Consider the following 21,050-nt stretch of genomic DNA (forward strand, 5'->3'; position numbering starts at 1 on the left):
CTCTCGAACCGGTGTTCGAGGAAAGGCAGATGTTGGGCGAGTTTCACCCGCTGGTCGGGGAGTGGTTCGAGGAGCGATTCGGGCAGCCGACCGAGCCGCAAATTCACGGTTGGCCGCTCATCCGGGCAGGCGAGGACGTGCTCATCTCCGCGCCGACCGGCTCCGGCAAGACGCTGGCCGCCTTCACCCTCTGCCTCGACAGCCTGGTGCGCGAGGCGGCTGACGGCACGCTGCCCGACGAGGTCGTCGCGGTCTACGTCTCGCCGCTGAAGGCGCTGACCAACGACGTTCGCATCAACCTCGAGACGCCGCTGGCCGAGCTGCAGGCGCGCGGCGCCGCCCGCGGGCTGCCGTTGACCGCCATCCGAACCGCCGTCCGCACGGGCGACACGCAGACGGTCGAGCGCGCCCGGATGCTGCGCAAACCGCCGCACATCCTGGTCACCACGCCCGAGTCGCTGTTCATCCTCATGACGGCCGAGAAGTCGCGCGCGGTGCTGCGCAACGTGCGGACCGTCGTCGTCGACGAGATCCACGCCCTGGCGGCCGACAAGCGCGGCTCGCACCTGGCGCTGACGCTGGCCCGCCTCGACGCTCTGGTCACCGGCGCCGGCGGGAAGAAGCCGCAGCGCATCGGCCTCTCCGCGACGGTCCGCCCATTAGAGGAAGTCGCGCGCTTCCTGAGCCCCGCGGCGCGGGTGGTCAACGTCGGCGACCGGCGCCCGATGACGCTGACCGTCGACGTTCCGCAGAGCGACGAGCTGGGTCCGGTCGCCAGCGGCGAGATGTGGGCCGAGCTGTACGACACGATCGCGCAGTGGATCGGCGAGCACCGCACGACGCTGATCTTCGTCGCCACCCGGCGCGCCAGCGAACGGGTCGCCTTCGCGCTGACCGAACGGCTCGGCGAAGGCGTCGTGCTGCCGCACCACGGCAGCCTCTCGCGCGAGAAACGCTTCGAAGCGGAGCAGAAGCTCAAGGCCGGCGAGCTGCGCGCGGTCGTCGCGACCGCGTCGCTCGAGCTGGGCATCGACGTCGGCGCGATCGATCTGGTCGTGCAGCTGGGCTCGCCGCGCGCGATCGCGACCGCGCTGCAGCGCATCGGCCGCTCCGGCCACTGGATCGGCGCGCGGCCCGAAGGCCGGCTGGTCGCGACGACGCGCGACGAGCTGCTCGAGTGCGCGGCGCTGGTGCGCGCGATGCGCACCGGCGCGATGGACGCGCTGACGATCCCGCCGGCGCCCCTCGACATCCTCGCGCAGCAGATCGTCGCCGCCTGCGCGGCCGAGGAGTGGAGTACCGACGCCCTTTTCGCGCTCGTGCGCGGCGCCTATCCGTACCGCGCCCTCGAGCGCAAGGCGTTCGACGACGTCGTCGCCATGCTGGCCGACGGCATCGCCAGCTCGCGCGGCCGCAGCGGCACCTACTTGCATTACGATCGCGTCAACGGGCGCCTGCGCGGCCGGCGCGGCGCGCGCATCGCGGCCATCACGTCCGGCGGCGCGATCCCGGAGACGGCGAACTTCAACGTCATCGCCGAGCCCGACGGCCAGCTGGTCGGCACGCTCGACGAGGACTTCGCGGTCGAGAGCATGGCCGGCGACGTGTTCTTGCTGGGCACGACGTCGTGGCAGATCCGGCGGGTCGAGAACGGCGTCGTGCGCGTGGTCGACGCGCACGGCGCGCCGCCCTCGATCCCGTTCTGGAACGGCGAAGGCCGCGGCCGGACCGTCGAGCTCTCGTTCGAAGTCTCGCAGGTGCGGCGCGCGATCGACGAGCGCAACGACGCCGACGCCGTGGCGTGGCTGCAACAGGAGTGCGCCATGGACCGTGCCGCCGCGGAGCAGGCCGTCACCTACGTGCGCGCGGGGAAAGCGATCCTCGGCGTCGTCCCGACCGACACGACGCTGGTCGCGGAACGCTTCTTCGACGAAGGCGGCGGGATGCAGCTGATCCTGCACACGCCGTTCGGCGCGCGCATCAACCGCGCGTGGGGCTTGGCGCTGCGCAAGAAGTTCTGCCGCTCGTTCAACCTCGAGCTGCAGGCGGCCGCGACCGACAACGGCCTGGTGCTCTCGCTCACCGATCAGCACGCCTTCCCGCTCGACGTCGTCTGGGAGTACGTCAAATCGGCCAGCGTCGAGGAGACCCTGCGCCAAGCGCTGTTGACGGCGCCGATGTTCGGCGCGCGCTGGCGTTGGAACGCCACCCGGGCGCTGGCGGTGCTGCGTTGGATGGGCGGACGAAAAGTGCCGCCGCAGCTGCAGCGGATGCGTTCGGACGATCTGCTCGCCGCCTGCTTCCCCGATGCCGCGGCTTGCCAAGAGAACATCACCGGACCGATGCGCATCCCCGATCACGTGCTCGTCAACGAGACGATGACGAACTGCCTGCACGAAGCGATGGACCTCGAGGGCCTCACGGCGATCCTCCGGCGCGTCGAGGCCGGCGAGCTGCGCACGGTCGCGGTCGACACGCCCGAGCCCTCGCCGTTCTGTCACGAGATCCTCAGCGCGAACCCCTACGCCTACCTCGACGACGCGCCGCTCGAAGAGCGCCGCACGCGCGCCGTCACGCTGCGCCGCACGATTCGCACCGACCTCGACGGCAGCGGCATCCTCGATCCGGCCGCGATCGCCGAAGTCGCCGAGTCGGCGTGGCCGCTGGTGCGCGACGCCGACGAGCTGCACGACGCGCTCGCGACGCTGGTCGTGGTCGCGCCGCTCGCGGGTTGGCGCGACTGGTACGACGAGCTGGTCGCGCAGCGGCGCGCGACGACGCTGACGACCGCCGGCGGCACCGCGCTGTGGACGTGCGCCGAACGGCTGGAGCTCGCGCGCCTGGCGTATCCCGATGCGACGCTCGCGCCGGAGATCGCGGCCGTGCCGACCCCGGCGTTGCCGGAGCGGCGCGAGGACGCGTTCGCCGAGATTCTGCGCGGCTGGCTCGAGTCGAGCGGCCCGGCGACCGTCGCCGAGCTGGCGGCGCGCTTCGCGGTCGACACCGCCACGATCGAGGTCGCGCTGGTGCGGCTCGAAGTCGACGGGCAAGTGCTGCGCGGCCGCTTCCGCGGCGGCAGCGACGAAGAGTGGTGCAATCGCCGTGTGCTGGCGCGCATCCATCACCTCACGCTGGGCAAGCTGCGGCGCGAGATCGAGCCGGTCACGACCGCGGAGTACGTCCGCTTCCTGTACCGCTGGCAGCACGTCGCGCCGGGCACGCGGCTGCACGGGCTCGACGGCACGATGCAGGTCATCCGGCAGCTGGCCGGCTACGAGATCCCGGCCGCGGCGTGGGAAGCGTCGATCTTGCCGGCGCGCGTCAACGGTTACAAGCGCGAATATCTCGACCGCCTGTGCTACAGCGGTGATTTGATGTGGGGCCGGCTCGCGCCGCACCCGACGCTGCGCAGCGAGGACGACGAGCGTGCGCGCAAGATTCGGCCGACGAAGCTGGCGCCGATCGCGCTCTTCCCGCGCGAGGACGCCGAGGCGCTGATCGTTCATCGCGACGCCGAGGATACCGCCGGCCTCACGCCGGCGGCACGCGAGGTGCTCGAGGAGATCGTGCGCCGCGGCGCCCCGTTCTTCACCGACGTCGTGCGCGGCACGAAGCGTCTCCCGGCAGAGGTGGAAGAGGCGCTCTGGCAATTGGTGGCCGCCGGTTTGGTGACGGCCGACGGCTTCGACGCGCTGCGCTCGCTGATCGACGCCAAGCGCCGCCTGGGCGAGAAAGGGCATCGCGCGCGACCGCGCTCGTCGAGCGGGCGTTGGACGCCGCTCAACGCGCCCACGCCGGCCATCGACGCCGAAGCGTTCGCGCGCCGGCTGTTGGCGCGCTGGGGCGTCGTCTTCCGCGACGTCGTCGCGCGCGAGACGCTGGCGCCGTCGTGGCGCGAGCTGCTCGGCGCGCTGCGCCGAATGGAGTCGCGCGGCGAGATCCGCGGCGGGCGCTTCGTCGCCGGCTACGTCGGCGAGCAGTACGCGCTCCCGGAGGCGCTCGACGCGCTGCGCGCGGCACGCCGGGCCGGCGACGGCGGCGAGGTCGTCGCGGTCAGCGCCTACGATCCCCTCCAACACGCCGCGGCCCTGCTACCGGGAGCTCCGGCGCGGCCGAAGAAGCTCGTCGCCATCTCGTAAGACGCCCGCCGGCGAGGTGACAAGGCCATGAGCGATTCTCACGTCCTGCGACTCGGTGACCACGTGCGCGTCATCGACGAGGATGCCGAGGCACGGGTCACCGCCGTGCACCCCGACGCGCAGGTCGAGGTCGAGTTCCTGCACACCGGCGGATCGGGGCCGCGCCGGCACCGCTACGCGCGCGAGGCGCTCGAGTACGTCGCGCCCGAACACCATCGGCACTGAGGAGACGGGGATGTCGCGCTTTCACCAAGGGACGGCCACGACGCACGTGCGTCCGCACACGACCGTCGACCATCGTCCGGGCGGCTTGGACGTCGACATCGAGGCGTCGAGCGCGTGGATCGCGGTCGGCGTCTTCGACGCGAAAGCCGGTCGCGAACCGGCCGTGCTGTCCTCGGTCGAGACGATGATCGAGCAGTTCGCACGCGAGCGGCCGGTGCCGTCGGCGTTCGTCATGGCCTCGCGCGACGGTCATCGCGTGGTCGCCTTCCTGTGGCTGGCCGGACACGACGCGTTCCGTGCGCTGCAGAGCGCGTGGGATCAGCACCACCTGCACTTGGCGCGCGAGGACAAGGCGGAATCGATGCGGCTCGCGCTCTGTCACTGCACCGCGACCAGCGGTGATCCGCTGTTCGAGATCGGCACGACCGAGGTCGTCACGTTCGAGGAGCACACCGGCGCGAACGCCGTGCTGCCGAGCGGCGACGACGACACCGTGCTCGGGCGCGCGCTGCTGGTCGACGACGTCGCGCAGCACAGCTTCGTCCTCTCGCGCTTCTCGCGCTACGACGGCAACGCTCGGCGCTACGCGATCGCGCGCTCGTGGGGTTCTTGACTACGGTGTAGACGACCGGGGCCCGAAATGACTTCGTTGTAGACGGCTCGAGTAGGCCGTTTACGCGTACCATGGGCACGTGCTGGTCGTGCTCTTGCTGACCTCGGCGACATTTGCCGTTGCCGCCGTTACGCCGGCTCCGAACGCGGCGGCATCGCCGTCGCCCTCGCCGCGTGCGACGCTCTCGACGATCGGGACGACCGCGACGGCGAGCCGTTCGACGAACCTGGTCGGCACGGCCGACTCGGCCTCGGCTGGGACGATCGGCGCCGAGCAGATCGCGACGCGTCCGCTCTTGCGGCCCGGCGAGCTGCTCGAGCAGATTCCCGGCCTGGTCATCAGCCAGCACAGCGGCGAGGGGAAAGCCAACCAGTACTACTTGCGCGGATTTCAGCTCGACCACGGCACCGATCTCGAAGGCACCGTCGACGACGTCCCGGTCAACATGCCGACCCATGCGCACGGGCAAGGCTATTCCGACATCAACTGGTTGATCCCCGAGCTGGTCCAGTACGTCAGCTTCGAGAAGGGCCCGTACTACGCCGACGAGGGCGATTTCGCGACGGCCGGTTCGTACGATCTCACCTATCGCGACACCATCGCCCCGATCGAGGAGTTCGCGATCGGTGACTACGGATACGATCGCTACCTGGTCGCGGGCTCGCGTTCGGCGGGCGGCGGCAACCTGCTGGGCGCGTTCGAGTACGATCGCGACAACGGGACGTTCATCAGTCCCGACGAGTACGAGAAGTTCAACGGCGTGCTGCGCTGGAGCCGGCAAACGGCGAACAGCTACGTCGACGTCGACGCGATGGCATACCATGGTGCGTTCGACTCGACCGATCAGATCCCGCAGCGACTCGTCGACGCGGGCGTGCTGAACCGCTATTCGGCGTTCGACCCGAGCGACGGCGGCACGACCGATCGATACGTGCTGGACGGCAAGTGGGTCCACGCCGACGCCGAGGGCGTCTCCCAGGTCAGCGCGTTCGGTGAGCTCTACGGCCTCGACCTGTTCTCCGATTTCACCTACGATCTCGACGACGCGACCGACTACTACAACGTCACGGCGAATCCGGTCACCTGCAACCCGCTCTACACGACCTGCAAGCCGGGCGCGAACCACGTCGGCAGCTACGTCTCGTACTGCCCGGCGAACGATACGCCGACCGGCGGCGCGACGGTGGCGGGATCGGTCTCGCCCGCGCCGTTCACCTACGCCTGCGGCGATCAGCGCGAGCAGCTCGACCAACGGTTCGTCACCGGCCTGACGGCGAAGCGCACGTATACGAGCCGGCTGTTCGAGACGACGATCGGCACCGGCTTTCGCAACGATAACATCCCGGTCGTCGGACTCTTCCTCACCAGCGATCGCCTGCGGTACCCCGAGGGCACCCTGAGCGACGATCACGTCGCGGAGTTCGACCAGTTCCTATGGCTGCAGTCGCAGTACCGCATCGGGCCGAGGCTGCGCTTGATCGGCGGCGTGCGCGAGGACGCGTACCGGATCGACGTCCAGGCGTACCTGCCGGGGAACTCGGGACTGGTCCACGCCGCGCTGGTGAGCCCGAAACTGATGGCCGCGTATGCGTTCGATCGGCACCAGGAGCTCTACGTCGACGCGGGCGACGGCTTCCATTCGAACGACGGCCGCGAGACGACGCAGACGCTCGACCCGCAGACGCACGCCGACATCGACCCGAGCGGCGATCCGGTCACGAAGTACTCGCCGCTCAACCGCGCGCAGGGGTCCGAGGTCGGCTACCGCTACTCGAACGGATTGCTGACCAGCACGGTCTCGGCCTGGCAGCTGCACATGAACTCGGAGCTGGTCTTCGACGGCGACAACGGTACGACGGCCCCGGCCGGACCGACGATCCGGCGCGGTCTCGAGTTCGCCAACTTCTACACGCCCGACCATTGGCTGACGCTCGACCTGGACGTCGCGACCTCGACGGCGCGCTTCACGTCTAACTTCAACGGCCAGGGAACCTACGTTCCCGAGTCGCTCAACGCGGTGACGTCGGCGGGGATCACGCTCGACCGACCGGCCTTCGCGGCCTCCCTGCGCTACCGCTATTTCGGCCCGCGCGCGCTGGACCAGGCGGGCGACGCGTTCTCCACGCCCTCGAACATCGTCAACCTGCAGCTGACCCGTAAGCTCCCGCGCGGGCGCCGGCTCACGCTCGACGTCCTCAACCTGTTCGACAACACGCAGGCAGACGACGTCGAATACTACTATCAATCCTGGGTCCCCCAGGACGCGCTGAACCCCGCCTACGCGAAGGATCCCGCGATCAATCCGCTGCTGGGTGGCCAGGGCGTCAACGACTATCATTTCCATCCGACCGAACGGCGCATCGTACGGCTGAGCTACGCGCTGCCGCTCTGAGGGCGAATCGTGCGCCGATCGCGTACAGTCACGACGTGCCGCAGTGGACCGCCGACATCGAGGTCGCGCTGAGCGGAGGGCCGGCCGGTATCGGCGAGAAGCCAGTGCGGCGATGCGGACGGTGCGGCTGGGGCGGACGGGGCTGAAGATCTCCGAGATCTGCCTGGGGACGATGACCTTCGGGCTCCAGACGGACCGGGACGAAGCGTTCCGGATCATGGACGTCGCGGCCGAGGCGGGCGTCGATTTCTTCGACGTCGCCGACGTGTACCCGGTGGGCGGGACGCTCGAGACGGTCGGGCGCACCGAGGAGATCGTCGGCGACTGGCTGGCCGGCAAGCGCGCGCGCTTCGTGGTGGCGACCAAGGTCTACAATCCGGTCGGGCCGGGACCGAACGACGAGGGCAACTCGCGCCGGCACGTCATCGACGCCTGCGAGCAGTCGTTGCGGCGGCTGAAGACCGACTTCATCGATCTCTACTACATCCACCGCTGGGACACGCAGACGCCGATCGACGAGACGCTCGGGGCGTTCGACGATCTGCGCCGTGCGGGCAAGATCCGCTACGCCGGGTGCAGCAACATCGCGGCCTGGCAGATGATGCAAGCGCTGTGGACCGCCGACGCGAACCGGACGGTGCGCTTCGACGCGGTCCAGCCGCGCTACAATCTGCTGTATCGGAACATCGAGGCGGAGCTGCTGCCGGCGGCGCAAGCCAACGGCGTCGGCGCGGTCGTCTTCAACCCGCTGGCCGGCGGCGTGCTGACCGGAAAGTACAAGCCCGGCGAACGCCCGCAGGAGGGGACGCGCTTCACGCTCGGCAGCGCGGCGCAGCTCTACCAGGCCCGTTACTGGCAAGACGCGCAGCTCGACGTCGTACAGAAGCTGGCCGCCGACGTCGCCTCGCGCGGGAAGTCGATCACTCACGTCGCGCTGCGCTGGGCGCTCGAACAGCCGGGCGTCACCGCGGCGATCGTCGGCGCCAGCCGGGCCGATCAGCTGCGCGACTCGTTGGGCGCGCTGGCGATCGAGCTCGACGACGCCGACCGGCGCGCTTGCGACCAGGCGTGGTACGCCCTGCCGCGCCGGCGGCCCGAGGAGGAACGCTGATGGGATGGACGTTTCTGCGCCACGGCAGCAACACGTTGCTGCTGGCGCTGATCGCGGTCGTCGCGATCGTGCTGGCGATCGGTGTCGCGCCGTTCCACTGGCTCGGTGCGGTCATCGGCGCGCTCGTGTTCTTCGGTTCCGAGTACACGACGCACCGTTTCCTCTTGCATGCGCCGCCGATGAAGAATCCCACCGTGCTCAAGCTCCAACACCGCTTGCACTACGATCATCACGTCGCGCCGACGCAGCTCGACCTGCTCTTCCTGCCGCCGTGGTTCGTCGTCCCGGTGACGCTCCTGACGGCGGGCATCTACGCGGCGATCACTCGCGATGCGGGCTGGACGCTCTCACTGCTGTTCGGCAGCCTGGCGGGGCTGTTCTACTACGAGTGGGTCCACTACGTCGCGCACATCCCGTTCCAGCCGGTCACCGGCTACGGCCGCTGGATCAAGAAGTACCACCTCTGGCACCACTACAAGAACGAACACCTGTGGTTCGGCGTGACCAACCCGAGCACCGACGTTCTCGGCCTCACGTATCGCGACGTGACCGAGGTCGACAAGTCGGGGACGACGCGCGTTTTGTTCCCGAAGGAGTAGAGCGCTGATGTTCCATCTCGAACAGTTCACCAGCCTCGGGCTGCTGCTCATGCGCATCATGGTGGGCGTGGTCTACGCCGGCAGCGGCCTCAAGGATCTCAAGGACCCCGCCGCGCGCGCCAAGAGCATCGGCCAGTCGCAGGGCTTCACGATCTTTCTCTCGGTCGCGGAGATCGCCGGCGGCGCCGGCATCATCCTGGGCGTCCTGCAGCAGCTCGCCGTGCTCGGGCTGCTCGCGATCATGGCCGGCGCGATCCAAAAGAAAGTCGTCGTCTGGAAGACGGGCTTCTGGGGCAAGGACGGCGGTGAAGGCTGGTACTACGACCTCACCTTCGTCTCGACGTTGCTCGTCATTCTCTTCACCAACGGCGGCGACTACGTCCTGATGCACTGACGCCGAGGAGTCCCGTCCGCCGGCGTCGCAAGCAGCCTCACACCTGCTCGTCGCCGGAGGTAGCGGGATGCGTTCGGTGGTGCTCGGTCTCGGCGTGGTCGCGGCGGCGTTCGTTCTCGCCGCGCAGCTGCCGCACGTCGCGGCGACCGCGGCGGTTCCGCTCCCGGCGGACCCGATGCCATGCCCGCACGAGCAAGCCGTGCCGGCCGCGCTGACCCTCCCCAAGGACGTCCCGCCCGGCGATCCGGTCGCGCTCGAACAGCACATCCTCGCCTATTTGGGCAGCTACAAGTACCGCGAGCTGGGCTGGTGCGTCGACAAGTCGGTGCGCGACACCGGCCCCTACGTCCACGGACAGTACTTCGGCACGCATCCGGCGGTGCGCATCTACTATTCGCCCGAGGTCATGGCGTGGCTGCGCAACGGCCGCCGCGGCGAGATCGCGGACGGCGCGGTCATCATCAAGGAACAGTACAGCCCCACGCCGGCGGCGCGCTACGTGGGATTGCCCGAGCGCGCGCTCAAGCCGACCGACTGGACCTTCATAATCCGCCGCAAAGGCGCCTCACGCGACGGCTGGTTCTGGGGCGAGGTGTGGACGACGATGTTCTCCAACCCGCCTTCCAAGACGGCGTACCAGAACGCCGGCTTCGGCCTATACTGTCTGCGCTGCCACGGTTCGGCCGACAAGCTCTCGACCTTCGCCGCGACCGAGAACATCAAGGGCTTCCCCGGCGATCCGATCACGTTCTACGTCGACGACAGTTGGCGTACGCCGCCGCCCACGCTCGCGCAGGCGCCCACCCCGCAGCCGACGAGCCTCGAGCGCGAGCACGAGAAGAACGCGGCGCCCTCGCTGCGCGTGGCGCGCGCGATCGAGGCCGAGCAGACGCCCGAGCCGGTGCAGACGTTCCCGGCCGAGCCGCTCGACACCGTCGTCGCGACCATCCACGGCCCGCATCCGTTCATCACCTCCGACCAGTGCATGGGCTGTCACAGCGCGGCGTCCGGTGCGCCGTCCGGCCCGCTGATGTGGCTGACGCCGCCGCCGTTCGCGCCGCCCACGCCGGCCCCCGCGGCGAACGCGGGACCGATCGGCGTCAACGTCTCCGAGTACGGCGAATGGCGCTGGTCGCCGATGGGGCTGGCCGGACGCGATCCGGTGTTCTTCGCGCAGCTCGAGAGCGAGAAGGCCTTGATCGCCGCGATCCCGAGCAAGGAGATCGCCGGCGACGATCCGGCCCGCACCCGTGCGATCCTGCAGCAGCAAGTCGTCGACACCTGCATGCGCTGTCACGGCGTGATGGGAAAGCGCACGCTCGATGCGCTCCACGGCCCGGACGCGCACTTCAACGAGGCATGGGTGTTCCGGGCCGATCCGTCCTCGCCCGACTTCCACTACGGCGGCCTCGCGCGCGACGGCATCAGCTGCGCGGTCTGTCATCGCATCACCCAGACGCCGCGCGAGAAAGCCTCGTTGGCGTACGTGCTCGAGACGCGCTCGACCGGGCTGTTCTCGGTCGGCCCGCCCGACAAGTACCACGGACCGTTCTCGAACGACGGACTGGCCACCGCGCCGATGAAGAACGCCATCGACGTCACGCCGGAGTACGACCCCCTCACCAAGTCCGCGCGGCTGTGCACCAGCTGCCATAGCATCAATTTGCCGGTCATCGACGCGCCGCCGAAGATCCATCCGATCGTCCCGGCGATGGAGCACGACGTCGAGCAGAACACCTACGTCGAGTGGGTCAACAGCCGGTTCCAGACCGAGTACAAGCCGCTCGCCGGCGCCAAATCGTGCCAAGACTGTCACATGCCGCCGTCGGTCGCCAACGCGCGGCTGCACGTCGACGATCCGGCCATTCAGACCCGCATCGCGCTGGTCGAGGATCAGACCTACCCGCAGGCGGAGCATCACGCGCCGCTCTCGGACATCACCGTCAGCTATCGCCGGCAGGACTTCCGGCGCCACGAGCTGCTCGGCCTCAACGCGTTCCTGTTGCAGACGTTCCGTACCGATCCGAACGTGCTGGGCGTGCGGCTGGGCGACTACATGTCGGGCTCGATCAACGATCTCCCCGACGCGATCGCCAACGTTATGCGCCAGGCCACCGAGTCGACCGCGCGGCTGCGCGTCAGCTCGCGCACGGAGGGCGGGACGCTGGTCGCGACGGTCGACGTCGAGAACCTGACCGGCCACCGCTTCCCCAGCGGCGTCGGCTTCCGTCGCGCCTTCATCGAGCTCGACGTCACCAAGCCCGACGGCACGCCGGTATTCGAGTCGGGTCACAGCGACGACCACGGCGTCATCGTCGACGGCGGCAAGCCGCTGCCCAGCGAGTTCTTCACCCGTCTGCCCGACGGGAAGCAAGCGTATCAGCCGCACTACGACGCGCGGCATCCGATCACGCGGCCCGACCAGGTCCAGATCTTCGAGGAGCTGGTCGCGAACAAAGCGGGCCAGTTCACCGACAGCTTCGTGATGCGCGACCACACCGTCAAGGACAACCGGCTCCTGCCGCAGGGCTGGCGCCGCGACGGACCGCCGGGCGTCGTGCTGCCCGCACACTGGCTCAACGCGACGCGGCCGGTCGGCGTGGGCGACGATCCGCGCTACGCCGACGGCTCGGGCAGCGCGCAGACCGTGTATCGCATCGCGCTCCCAAGCGGCGTCGATCCGACGACGCTGCGCGTGCACGCGACGCTGTGGTACCAGTCGTGGCAACCCGACTTCCTCCACCAGCGCACGGCCGGCGACGGTCCGGCGGCAACGCGGCTGCGCGCGCTCGTCGCGTCGCTCGGCACGCTCGAGGGTACGCCGCTCGCCGGTTGGAAGATCAAGATCGCCAACGCCACCGCACGACAGTAAGACCTGACCGGTCCGCGTCGAAGTCGTGCGCATGGGACCGGCCACGGAGTCAGGGCCGGACGGGTCGCACTCCGAGTCGTCGCGCCGCGCGTATCTGACTCGTACCGTCGCGCACGTCCTGGCCGCCGACGTACCGCTCGACGAGTTGTGGTCGCGCTGCGCCGTGCCGCTGGCACTCTTGGCTGACGCCCGGCGCGTCGTCGTCATTCTGTCCGACGGCGACGACGAACGGGTCGTGCACGACTCGACGCCCGACGAGCCGGCCGATCCCGGGGCCCTGGTCGTCCCGATCCGCTTCGCCATGCAGACACTGGGGACGCTGCGTTTCGAGGGCGTCCGCGACCCGGCGAATCCGGTGCTGGTCTCGCTGCTCGACTCGTGCGCGCTGTTCGTCGGGGCGCGGCTGCACCACGAGGGGACGCTGCGCAACACGCGGCGCTACGCCGAGCTGGCCTTCACCGACGCGCTGACGGGGCTCGCCAACCGGCGCCGTTTCGACGAAGCGCTGGCACTCGAGTGGACGCGCGCGCTGCGCGAGCGCTCGCCGCTGACGGTGCTGATCGCCGACCTCGACCACTTCAAGGCCTACAACGACACCTACGGCCACGCCGCCGGGGATCTGTGCTTGCGCCAGGTCGGCGGGCGGCTCGGGGCGTGCGTGCAGCGGCCGGCCGATCTGGCCGCGCGATACGGCGGCGAAGAGTTCGTCGCGCTCTTGCCGGACACGGATCTCAAAGGCGGGATCGCGCTCGGCGAACGCTTGCGCACCGAACTGGCGAGTCTCACGCTGGTCCACGCCGGCTCGTCGCTGGGCCGCGTGTCGGCCAGCATCGGGGTCGCTTCGATCGTCCCGGACAGCTCGATCGGGGCCGAGCAGCTCTTGCGCCGCGCCGACGAAGCGCTCTATCGCGCGAAGCGCGGCGGCCGCGACCGCGTCGTCGCCGGTACCTACGTCTCCGACGCCGCCGGCGCGCGGCGCGAGCGCACCGCCGTCCCCAACAACCTGCCGATCGAGCTGACGCGGATGATCGGCCGGCGCAGCGAGATCGCGGCGGTGCGCACGCTGGTCGAAGACCGCCGACTGGTGACCGTCGTCGGCGCGGGCGGGACGGGCAAGACGCGCGTCGCGCTCCACGCCGCGACCGAGCTGGCAGAGCGGTTCACCGACGGCGCGTGGTTCGTCGACCTGGCGCCGCTGGCCGATCCGGCACTGGTCGGCACGACGATCGGTGAGGTCTTCGGCATTCCGCTGGCGCCCGATCCGAGCGCGATCCCGACGCTGGTCGAGGCGCTGGCCGGGCGGCGCGCGCTGCTGGTGCTCGACAACTGCGAGCACCTCATCGGTGCGGCCGCCGACGCCGCCGCGGCGCTGCTGCGCGGGCGGCCGGAGATCGCGATCCTGGCCACCAGCCGCGAGCCGCTCGGGATCGCGGGCGAGACCCTCTACCGTCTGCCGCCCCTCGACGCGCACGATGCCGCCGAGCTGTTCGTCGATCGCGCGCGCGCGGCCACGCCGAGCTTCACGCTGAGCGCCGGCGACGACGCGCTGGTCGAGGACATCTGCCGCCGGCTCGACGGGATCGCGCTGGCGATCGAGCTGGCGGCCTCGCAGGTCGGCGTGCTGGGCCTGGCCGCGATGGCCGAGCGGCTGCGCGCGCGCTTCCGGTTCCTGACCGGCGGCGACCGCAGCGCGCTGCCGCGCCACCAGACGGTGCGCGCGCTGTTCGATTGGAGCTACGATCTGCTCGCGCCGGCCGAGGCGGCGGTGCTGCGACGGCTGTCGGTCTTCGCCGGCGGGTTCGACCTCGAAGCCGCCTGCGCGGTGTGCGAAGACGACGTCGCCGACACGCTGACCGCGCTGGTGCGCAAGTCGCTGGTCGAAGACATCGGCCTGGCGCAGCGGCGCTACCGGCTGCTCGAGTCGACGCGCGAGTACGCGCGCGAGCAGCTGCTGGCCTCGGGCGAGCGCGACCAGACCGCGCGGCGCCATGCGAACGCGGTGCTCGACGTCGCGCGCGCGGGGGCGGCGATCTATCGGACGACGCCGGCCGACGCGTGGATCGCCGCGCGGCGTCCCGACCTGGACAACTACCGCGAGGCGCTGGAGTGGTCGCTCGGCGAGGGCAACGAGCCGGTCCTGGGCGCGCAGATCGCGACCGCGCTGCGCTCGTTCTTCGACGACGTCGCGCCCGCCGAGGGCGCGCAATGGTACGAGCGCGCGTTGGTCGCGCTCGGCGAGGGCGAGCCGGCGCTGCAAGCGCAGCTGCTGATGGCGCTGCACTCCGGCCGGCGCGACCGTCCGGCGACCACGATTCGCGCCTCGCTCGAACGTGCGGTCGCGATCTGCCGCGAGCTGGGCGACGACGCCCTGCTGGCCGAGGCGACGCGCATGCTGGCGCAGATCATCGGCTGGTACTTTCGGGCCGAGCGCGAGCTGGCCGACGCGTACGCGCAAGAGTCGATCGCGCTGGCGCGCAAGCTGGGCGATCCGTATCAGCTGGCGGTCTCGCTGCGCACGCGCGGGCTGACCATCGACATCGCCGATTTTCCCGCCAAGCGGGCCGCGCTCGAGGAGGCGATCGTCTTGCTCGAGCGGCTCGGCAACATGCGGATGGTCGGTTCGGCGCTGACGTGGCTGAGCGAGATGGAGTTCTCGGCCGGCGACGAGGCGCGCGCGCTGACGCTAGGCCGCGAAGCGCTGCGCGCCGCCGAGCAGACCGGTTCGACCGCGCTCGACATGAACGCGTCCTCGAACCTCGCCCTCTACGCCGCCGCGCAGGGCGATTGGGAGCTGGCGCGCCGGATGGCCGAGCGGGCGCTGCAACGGGCCCGCGAGGCGCGCGATCCCGAGCACCTGACCTGGTCGGTCCAGGCGCTGGCGATCATCGCGGCCGGGCGGTACGATCCGGGCCGCGCCGCGCGCTTGCTGGGCTTCTGCGCGACGCGGGCGGGGATCGTCCACGCGCCGCGGCAAGCCGACCAGAGCGAAGACCTCACCTATCGGCGGCTGGCACAGCGGCTGTGCGAGACGCTTGGTGAGGACGGCTACCGGTTCGAGCTCGCGATCGGCGGTCAGTACGGCGAGGACGAGGCCATCGCCGAGGGGTTGGCCGGCTAGGGGAGCCGGCGGTGGGCGCTAGACGTCCTGGTCCGGCGCTTCGCGGTGGAAGAAGTCCCACGCGAAGCCGGCGACGACGCCCGCGGCGCCGATTCCGATTGCGATTTCGAGCATGACGCACCCTACAACCGGCGTACCGGAGGGGGAGTTCACTACCACGCGGCCGTGCCCGGGCTGAATCCGAGCACCGCGCCGAGCGGCGAATCCGAGTCGGACGCCGAAGGTGTCTCTTGCCTGCAGAGCAGCTACCGCTAGTAACGAAGGAGCTCCCATTCCCCCTCCGCGCAGAAAGGGAGGCGGCGGCAAACGCCGGCGCCGCGCCCCGCTCGAACAATCCGCCCCGAAAGAAGACACGCTGAGCCTGGTCGGCCGCGTGATCGAAACGTTCCCCAGCTCGACGTTCAAGGTCGAGCTCGAAAACGGTCACACGATCCTCGCCAGCCTGGCCGGCCGGCTCCGCCGCTTTCGCATCCGCATCACCCCGGGTGACGACGTCGACGTCGAGCTCTCGCCGTACGATCTGACGCGCGGCCGCATCACATATCGCCGACAGGGGCGTAACGCGACGTAGCGCGGCGGGCGAACGTCTAGGGCGCGACGAACGTTTGCACTCCAAGATGCGAGCGTCGCGCGCCTTGGCGCTGATCGCCCTGTTCTTCGTTGCCGTGGCGGCGGCGTGGTGGGCGACCCACCGTACGACCACGCCGGGTGTCGGCGACGCGGTGACGGTGTATTACGCGAAAACGGACGGCACGACGCTCGTGCCGTGGCGCGTCTCGCTCGGCTCGGCCCGCGACCGGTCGAGCGTCGCCTTCTACGCCGCCACCCAGTGCCTCGCCGGTCCGCCGCCGAGCGTGGAAGCCGTGCGCTTCCCGGCCGGCACGCGCGTGCGCAGCCTCGACCTCGACGGGACGACGGCCGACGTCGACCTCTCGCGCGAAGTCGACAGCTCCGCCGAGGGCGGCTTCGTCGAGGCGGCGGAGTTCAAAGCACTCGTCTGGACCCTCACGCAGCCCGGGCTCGGCATCGACGCCGTGCGCGTGCGCGTCGAGGGTTCCCGCATCGCGACGCTTCCCGGAGGGCACCTCGAGCTCGATGAACCACTCTCGCGCTCGTCTTTCTGATCGCGTTCTCGCCGCGCTGGCGTGCGCGGTGCTCGCGTTCTCGATCGCGCCGCCGGCGCGCGCGCAGCAGACGCAACCACTCTGGTTCCAAGGGACCCAGCTGATCCTCGCGCGGGCGATTCCGCTCGACGACGACCTCGCGGTCCCTACCCGCGACCCGGGGATGCAACGCTTCCTCCAACGGCTCGGCGCGACGGTCTCGTACGACCCGCAACAGAAGTACGTCGTCGTCACCGCTCAGGACCGGCGCACGATCGTGTTCACGGTCGGCGACGCCGCCTACACGGTCGGCGGCGTGCGGGCGCGCGCACCGTTCGCGCCGCACGCCGACGGCGACGACGTCGATCTGCCGTTCTTCACGCTGGCGCGCGCGCTGTACGTCGACCCCGTGCCCGGCGAGGGTGAGACCGTCTTGCAGCCGCGCATCGGCGCGCTCGAGGTGCGCACCGACGGCGGCCGCACGACGGTGACCGTGCGCGCGGCGATGCCGCTGGTCACCAGCAGTCAGAGCGACACGCCCGAGCAGCTGCAGCTGGCGTTCGTCGGCCAGGGCAGCGCGGTCGGGCCGCTGCAGAGCGCGCTCGGCCCCGCCGTCCGCGCCGTCGACGTCGGCGTCGGCGGCTCGGCCCGCGTGCCGACCACGACGCTGACGATCGTCGGCGCGCCGGGTTCGACGCACCGCATCCTGCAAGGCTCGACGCCGGCGACGCTGACCGTCGTGTTCGACGCCGCCGGCGGCGCGGGCGGCGTGTTCTCACGCACGCCGCCGACGCCGCCGCCGCTGGGCACCGAACCCGCCACCGAACCCGGTACGGACCAGACGCCCTCGTCGAGCTATCCGCAGACGCCGCCGACGGCGGCGCCGCCCCTGGTCGCCGGCCGTGCGACGGTCACCGACCTGCAGATCACGCCCGGTGCCGACGATGCGCTCACGGTGCAGGTCGCGCTCAGCGGCGCGGTCTCGTACACCTGGCACCGCTTGGCCGACCATCGCTGGTACGTCGACCTCGCCAACACGACGCTGACCGGACCGGGACGCAACGAGCAGCCGTCCTTCGGTGCGGTGCAGTCGGTGCGGGTCGCGCAGATCGGCAGCGACGATGCGCCCGCGGTGCGCATCGCCTTCTCGCTCAGCGGCGACCAGCAGATCGATCTCGCCCCGGTCGCCACCGGCCTCGCCATCACGGTCGAGACGGCCACCACGACCGACGTGGCGCGCAGCGGCGGCGGTCGCACCGGCGGCGCGCCGCTGGTCGCCAGCGCCGTGCCGACCGGTTCGCCGCCCAGCGAGATGATGAACCCCGACGGCACCTGGAAGTACGGCGCGGCGGCGTCGCCGACACCGGCGCCGGCGCCGGTGGCCCCGTACGCGCCGGTGGTCTTCGGCAACGGCTCGCGCATCATCGTCATTGATCCCGGGCACGGCGGCGAGGACCACGGCACCGAGCACAACGGCCTGACCGAGAAAACCCTGACCCTCGAGATCGCCGACCGGCTCAAGACGCTGCTGATCGCGCAGGGCTGGACCGTGCGCATGACGCGCGACACCGACATCGACCCGGTCAGCCAGGCGAACTTGGTCAAGATGCGCGCCGACGGCCTGCCCAACCCGACCGATCGCGCCTACCTGCAGACCCGCTGCGACGTCGCCAACGACGTGAACGCGCGCTTGTTCATCAGCATCCACGTCAACAGCGCGCCGATCGTCAGCGCGCGCGGCACGACCTTCTTCTGGTACAAGCCGCAGGATCTGCCCTTCGCCCAGGCGCTCGAGAAGAGCGTCATCGCCGCCGCCGGCACGCCCGACGACGGCACCCGACACGCGAACTTCTACGTGATCAGACATACGACGATGCCCGCCGTGCTGATCGAGACGGCCTTCATCACCAACCCCGAGGACGTCGCGCTGTTGCGCGAGTCGTCGTTCTTGCAGCACGTCGCGCAAGGGATCGCCAGCGGCGTGCGCAGCTTCGCCGGCTCGCAGCAGCAGAGCTCGCTGAGCGCGCCGCAGTGATCGGTCTCTACGACTCGGGGCTGGGCGGCTTGACCGTCCTGCGCGCGCTACGCGGTGCCGGCGTCGACCAGGACGTCGTCTACTTCGCCGACCAGGCCCACGTCCCGTACGGCGACCGCACCGACGCGCAGATCCTCGGGTACCTGAGCGAGAACCTCGCGCTGTTGGCCGAGCTGGACGTGGCGGCGGTGGTGACGGCCTGCAACACCAGCTGCGCGATCGCGCAGCGCGCCGGCTGGCCGGCGACGGCGTTCCCGGTGCTCGACATCGTGGCGACCGCCGGCGCCTCGTTCGCGGGCTCGCCGCTGCGCAAGATCGGCGTCGTCGCGACCGCCGCCACCGTGCGCAGCGGCGCCTACGGCCGCGCGATCCGCGCCGCCGCTCCGCACGCCGAGGTCGTCGAGCTGGCCGCGCCGCCGCTGGTACCGCTGGTCGAACGTGGTGCCGCGGACAGCGATGCGGCGCGCGACGCCGTCGCGGCCGTCGTCGCCGCGCTGCCGGACGACCTCGACGCGCTCGTCTACGGCTGCACGCACTACCCGCTGCTCGACGCCTGGTTCGCGGGCGCGCTCGGCCCGAACGTCGCCCGCATCGACCCCGCGCACGCGCAAGCCGCTGCGACGAACGCGCTCGTCGCGCGGCTGGGTCTGCCGGCGGGCAACGGAACGACGACCTACTACACCAACGGCGATCCGGTCGCGTTCGAAGCATCGGTGCGCCGCTGGACCGGCGATCTGACCGGACGCGTGGCAGGCCTGGTCGCTCGTTAGCGCGCATCCGCGCGAAACGTGCCGGTGTCGAACCGGGCATGAGCACGATCACCATTCCGCGCCGCACGCTCGGGCGGCTCGAGACGTCCGCGCTCGGGCTGGGCTGCATGGGCATCTCGTTCGCCTACGGCCCGCCGGCCGAAGAGTCGGGGACGCAAGCGATCCACCGTGCGCTCGATCTGGGCATCACCATGATCGACACGGCCGAGATCTACGGCCCGTTCCGCAACGAGGAAGTCGTCGGCGCCGCCATCGCCGGCCGCCGCGACCAGGTGCAGCTGGCGACGAAATTCGGTTTCTCGTTCAAGGACGGCAAGCGCATCGACGGCGCCGACAGCTCGCCGGCGAACGCCAAGCGCGCGCTCGAAGGTTCGCTCAAACGGCTGAACGTCGACTACGTCGACCTGTGGTACCAGCACCGCGTCGATCCCAAGGTGCCGATCGAGGAGACCGTCGGCGCGATGGCCGAGGCGGTGCAGTCCGGCAAGGTCCGCTTCATCGGCCTCTCGGAAGCCTCGGCCGCGACGATCCGGCGCGCGCACGCGGTCCATCCGATCACCGCGGTGCAGAGCGAGTACTCGCTGTGGACGCGCGGCGTCGAAGACGAGGTGCTGCCGACGCTGGCGGAGCTGGGCATCGGCTTCGTCCCCTACTCCCCGCTGGGCCGCGGCTTCCTCACCGGTACGGTGACGGCCGACTCGCTCGACGCGAGCGATTTCCGCCACACCAACCCGCGCTTCATCGGCGACGCCGCGGCGAACAACGCGAAGCTGGTCGAGATCGTCAAAGCCGTCGCGGCGAAGCACGGCGCGACGCCGGCGCAGATCGCGCTCGCCTGGGTGCTCTCGCGCAACGAGCACTTCGTCCCGATCCCCGGCACCACCAAGCCCGCCCGCGTCGAAGAGAACGCCGGCGCGCTGCAGATCGCGCTCGACGCCGACGACCTCGCCCAGCTCGACGCGATCGCGAGCAAGGTCAAGGGCGACCGCTACAACGAGGCCGGCCGCGCCCTGATCGAGGCCGAGCAGCTCAGTCTCTAGACGACGTGAAAGATTCGAAAGAACAGCAGGGTCGTCACCAGCGCTAGGAGCGTTCCGGCGACGACTTGCAGGACGGTGTGGGCGCGCAGGTAGACGCGCGCCCAGCCGACCAGCGGGATCAGGACGTAGAACGGCACGGGGCGCTCGCCGAAGAGCACGGTGAGCGCGACCAGCGGCGCGGTGATGCCGAGCGCGTGCGTCGAGATCTTCCAGTAGCGCGTGATCCACTGCACGACCAGCGCGCTGGCGGCGTAGCCGGCCATCGAGGCGGTCATGATCGCCGGCGCGTGGATCGCCCACAGATCGAGCGCACCCAGCGCGTAGAAGATGACGAACGCGATGAAGACCCGCTCGCGCTCGGAACGGATCGACATGTCCAGGTCCGAGATCCGGTCGGTCGCGTACAGGTAGAAGATGAACAGCATCGGCGCGATCGAGGTGAAGAACGCGCTGTTGAAGAGCAGGACCAGGAAGTCGTGTGTCCCGGTGGACCGGGCCCCGGCCAGAATGACGAACAGTGCGAGCGAGGTCAGGAAGGGGTTGCAGACCGTCGAGAGGATCCGCGCCACGTCGGTCCATGCTCGCTTGCGCACGCGCAGCGACGCCGGCTGCGGGGGGAGGGCCTGCACGGGGACGGGC

General features: G+C 70.4%; 15 protein-coding genes. 14 read left to right on the top strand and 1 reads right to left on the bottom strand.

Annotated elements, in window-relative coordinates; translation table 11 throughout:
- The first annotated feature begins 29 nt into the window (after positions 1–29).
- The 14 genes from VMD91_15390 to VMD91_15455 all read left to right on the top strand — a co-directional run bounded on the left by VMD91_15390 (position 30) and on the right by VMD91_15455 (position 20,411).
- Positions 30–4,139 carry a DEAD/DEAH box helicase gene (locus tag VMD91_15390; GenBank protein ID HTW85452.1) on the top strand — a complete coding sequence of 1,370 codons (4,110 nt, stop codon included), beginning with the start codon at positions 30–32 and terminating at the stop codon, positions 4,137–4,139.
- A gap of 27 nt (positions 4,140–4,166) precedes the next feature.
- On the top strand, positions 4,167–4,364 hold the full coding sequence (locus VMD91_15395; GenBank protein ID HTW85453.1) for a hypothetical protein: 198 nt from the start codon (positions 4,167–4,169) through the stop codon (positions 4,362–4,364).
- Positions 4,365–4,374: 10 nt separating this feature from the next.
- The gene (locus tag VMD91_15400) at positions 4,375–4,977 is read left to right on the top strand and encodes a hypothetical protein (GenBank protein HTW85454.1); all 603 of its coding nucleotides are present in this window, start codon (positions 4,375–4,377) and stop codon (positions 4,975–4,977) included.
- A 79-nt stretch (positions 4,978–5,056) separates the two neighbouring features.
- Entirely contained in the window at positions 5,057–7,369 is a 2,313-nt protein-coding gene (locus tag VMD91_15405) for a TonB-dependent receptor (GenBank protein HTW85455.1), read from the top strand.
- Positions 7,370–7,481: 112 nt separating this feature from the next.
- On the top strand, positions 7,482–8,480 hold the full coding sequence (locus VMD91_15410) for an aldo/keto reductase (protein HTW85456.1): 999 nt from the start codon (positions 7,482–7,484) through the stop codon (positions 8,478–8,480).
- Entirely contained in the window at positions 8,480–9,079 is a 600-nt protein-coding gene (locus VMD91_15415) for a sterol desaturase family protein (protein ID HTW85457.1), read from the top strand. Before VMD91_15410 ends, VMD91_15415 begins: the two co-directional genes overlap by 1 nt.
- Positions 9,080–9,086: 7 nt before the next feature.
- Complete coding sequence (locus VMD91_15420; protein HTW85458.1) at positions 9,087–9,473, top strand: DoxX family protein; 387 nt, start codon at positions 9,087–9,089, stop codon at positions 9,471–9,473.
- 67 nt (positions 9,474–9,540) lie between these two features.
- Complete coding sequence (locus VMD91_15425) at positions 9,541–12,345, top strand: hypothetical protein (protein ID HTW85459.1); 2,805 nt, start codon at positions 9,541–9,543, stop codon at positions 12,343–12,345.
- A gap of 31 nt (positions 12,346–12,376) precedes the next feature.
- Entirely contained in the window at positions 12,377–15,463 is a 3,087-nt protein-coding gene (locus VMD91_15430; protein ID HTW85460.1) for a diguanylate cyclase, read from the top strand.
- Positions 15,464–15,686: 223 nt separating this feature from the next.
- Complete coding sequence (gene infA / locus VMD91_15435; GenBank protein ID HTW85461.1) at positions 15,687–16,034, top strand: translation initiation factor IF-1; 348 nt, start codon at positions 15,687–15,689, stop codon at positions 16,032–16,034.
- A 46-nt stretch (positions 16,035–16,080) separates the two neighbouring features.
- Positions 16,081–16,587 carry a GerMN domain-containing protein gene (locus VMD91_15440; protein ID HTW85462.1) on the top strand — a complete coding sequence of 169 codons (507 nt, stop codon included), beginning with the start codon at positions 16,081–16,083 and terminating at the stop codon, positions 16,585–16,587.
- Positions 16,559–18,601: an N-acetylmuramoyl-L-alanine amidase gene (locus tag VMD91_15445; protein HTW85463.1), complete on the top strand. Its 2,043-nt coding sequence runs from the start codon at positions 16,559–16,561 to the stop codon at positions 18,599–18,601. The genes VMD91_15440 and VMD91_15445 overlap by 29 nt, the downstream gene beginning before the upstream one ends.
- Positions 18,598–19,371 (top strand): glutamate racemase, encoded by a 774-nt coding sequence (murI, locus tag VMD91_15450; GenBank protein ID HTW85464.1) that lies wholly within the window; start codon positions 18,598–18,600, stop codon positions 19,369–19,371. Before VMD91_15445 ends, murI begins: the two co-directional genes overlap by 4 nt.
- A gap of 38 nt (positions 19,372–19,409) precedes the next feature.
- Entirely contained in the window at positions 19,410–20,411 is a 1,002-nt protein-coding gene (locus VMD91_15455; protein HTW85465.1) for an aldo/keto reductase, read from the top strand.
- Here the strand turns inward: VMD91_15455 and VMD91_15460 are convergent.
- Positions 20,408–21,040 carry a phosphatase PAP2 family protein gene (locus VMD91_15460; protein ID HTW85466.1) on the bottom strand — a complete coding sequence of 211 codons (633 nt, stop codon included), beginning with the start codon at positions 21,038–21,040 and terminating at the stop codon, positions 20,408–20,410. The genes VMD91_15455 and VMD91_15460 overlap by 4 nt on opposite strands.
- Between the last annotated feature and the right edge of the window lie 10 nt (positions 21,041–21,050).

The organism is Candidatus Sulfotelmatobacter sp., from assembly GCA_035504415.1.
GTDB lineage: Bacteria > Vulcanimicrobiota > Vulcanimicrobiia > Vulcanimicrobiales > Vulcanimicrobiaceae > Vulcanimicrobium.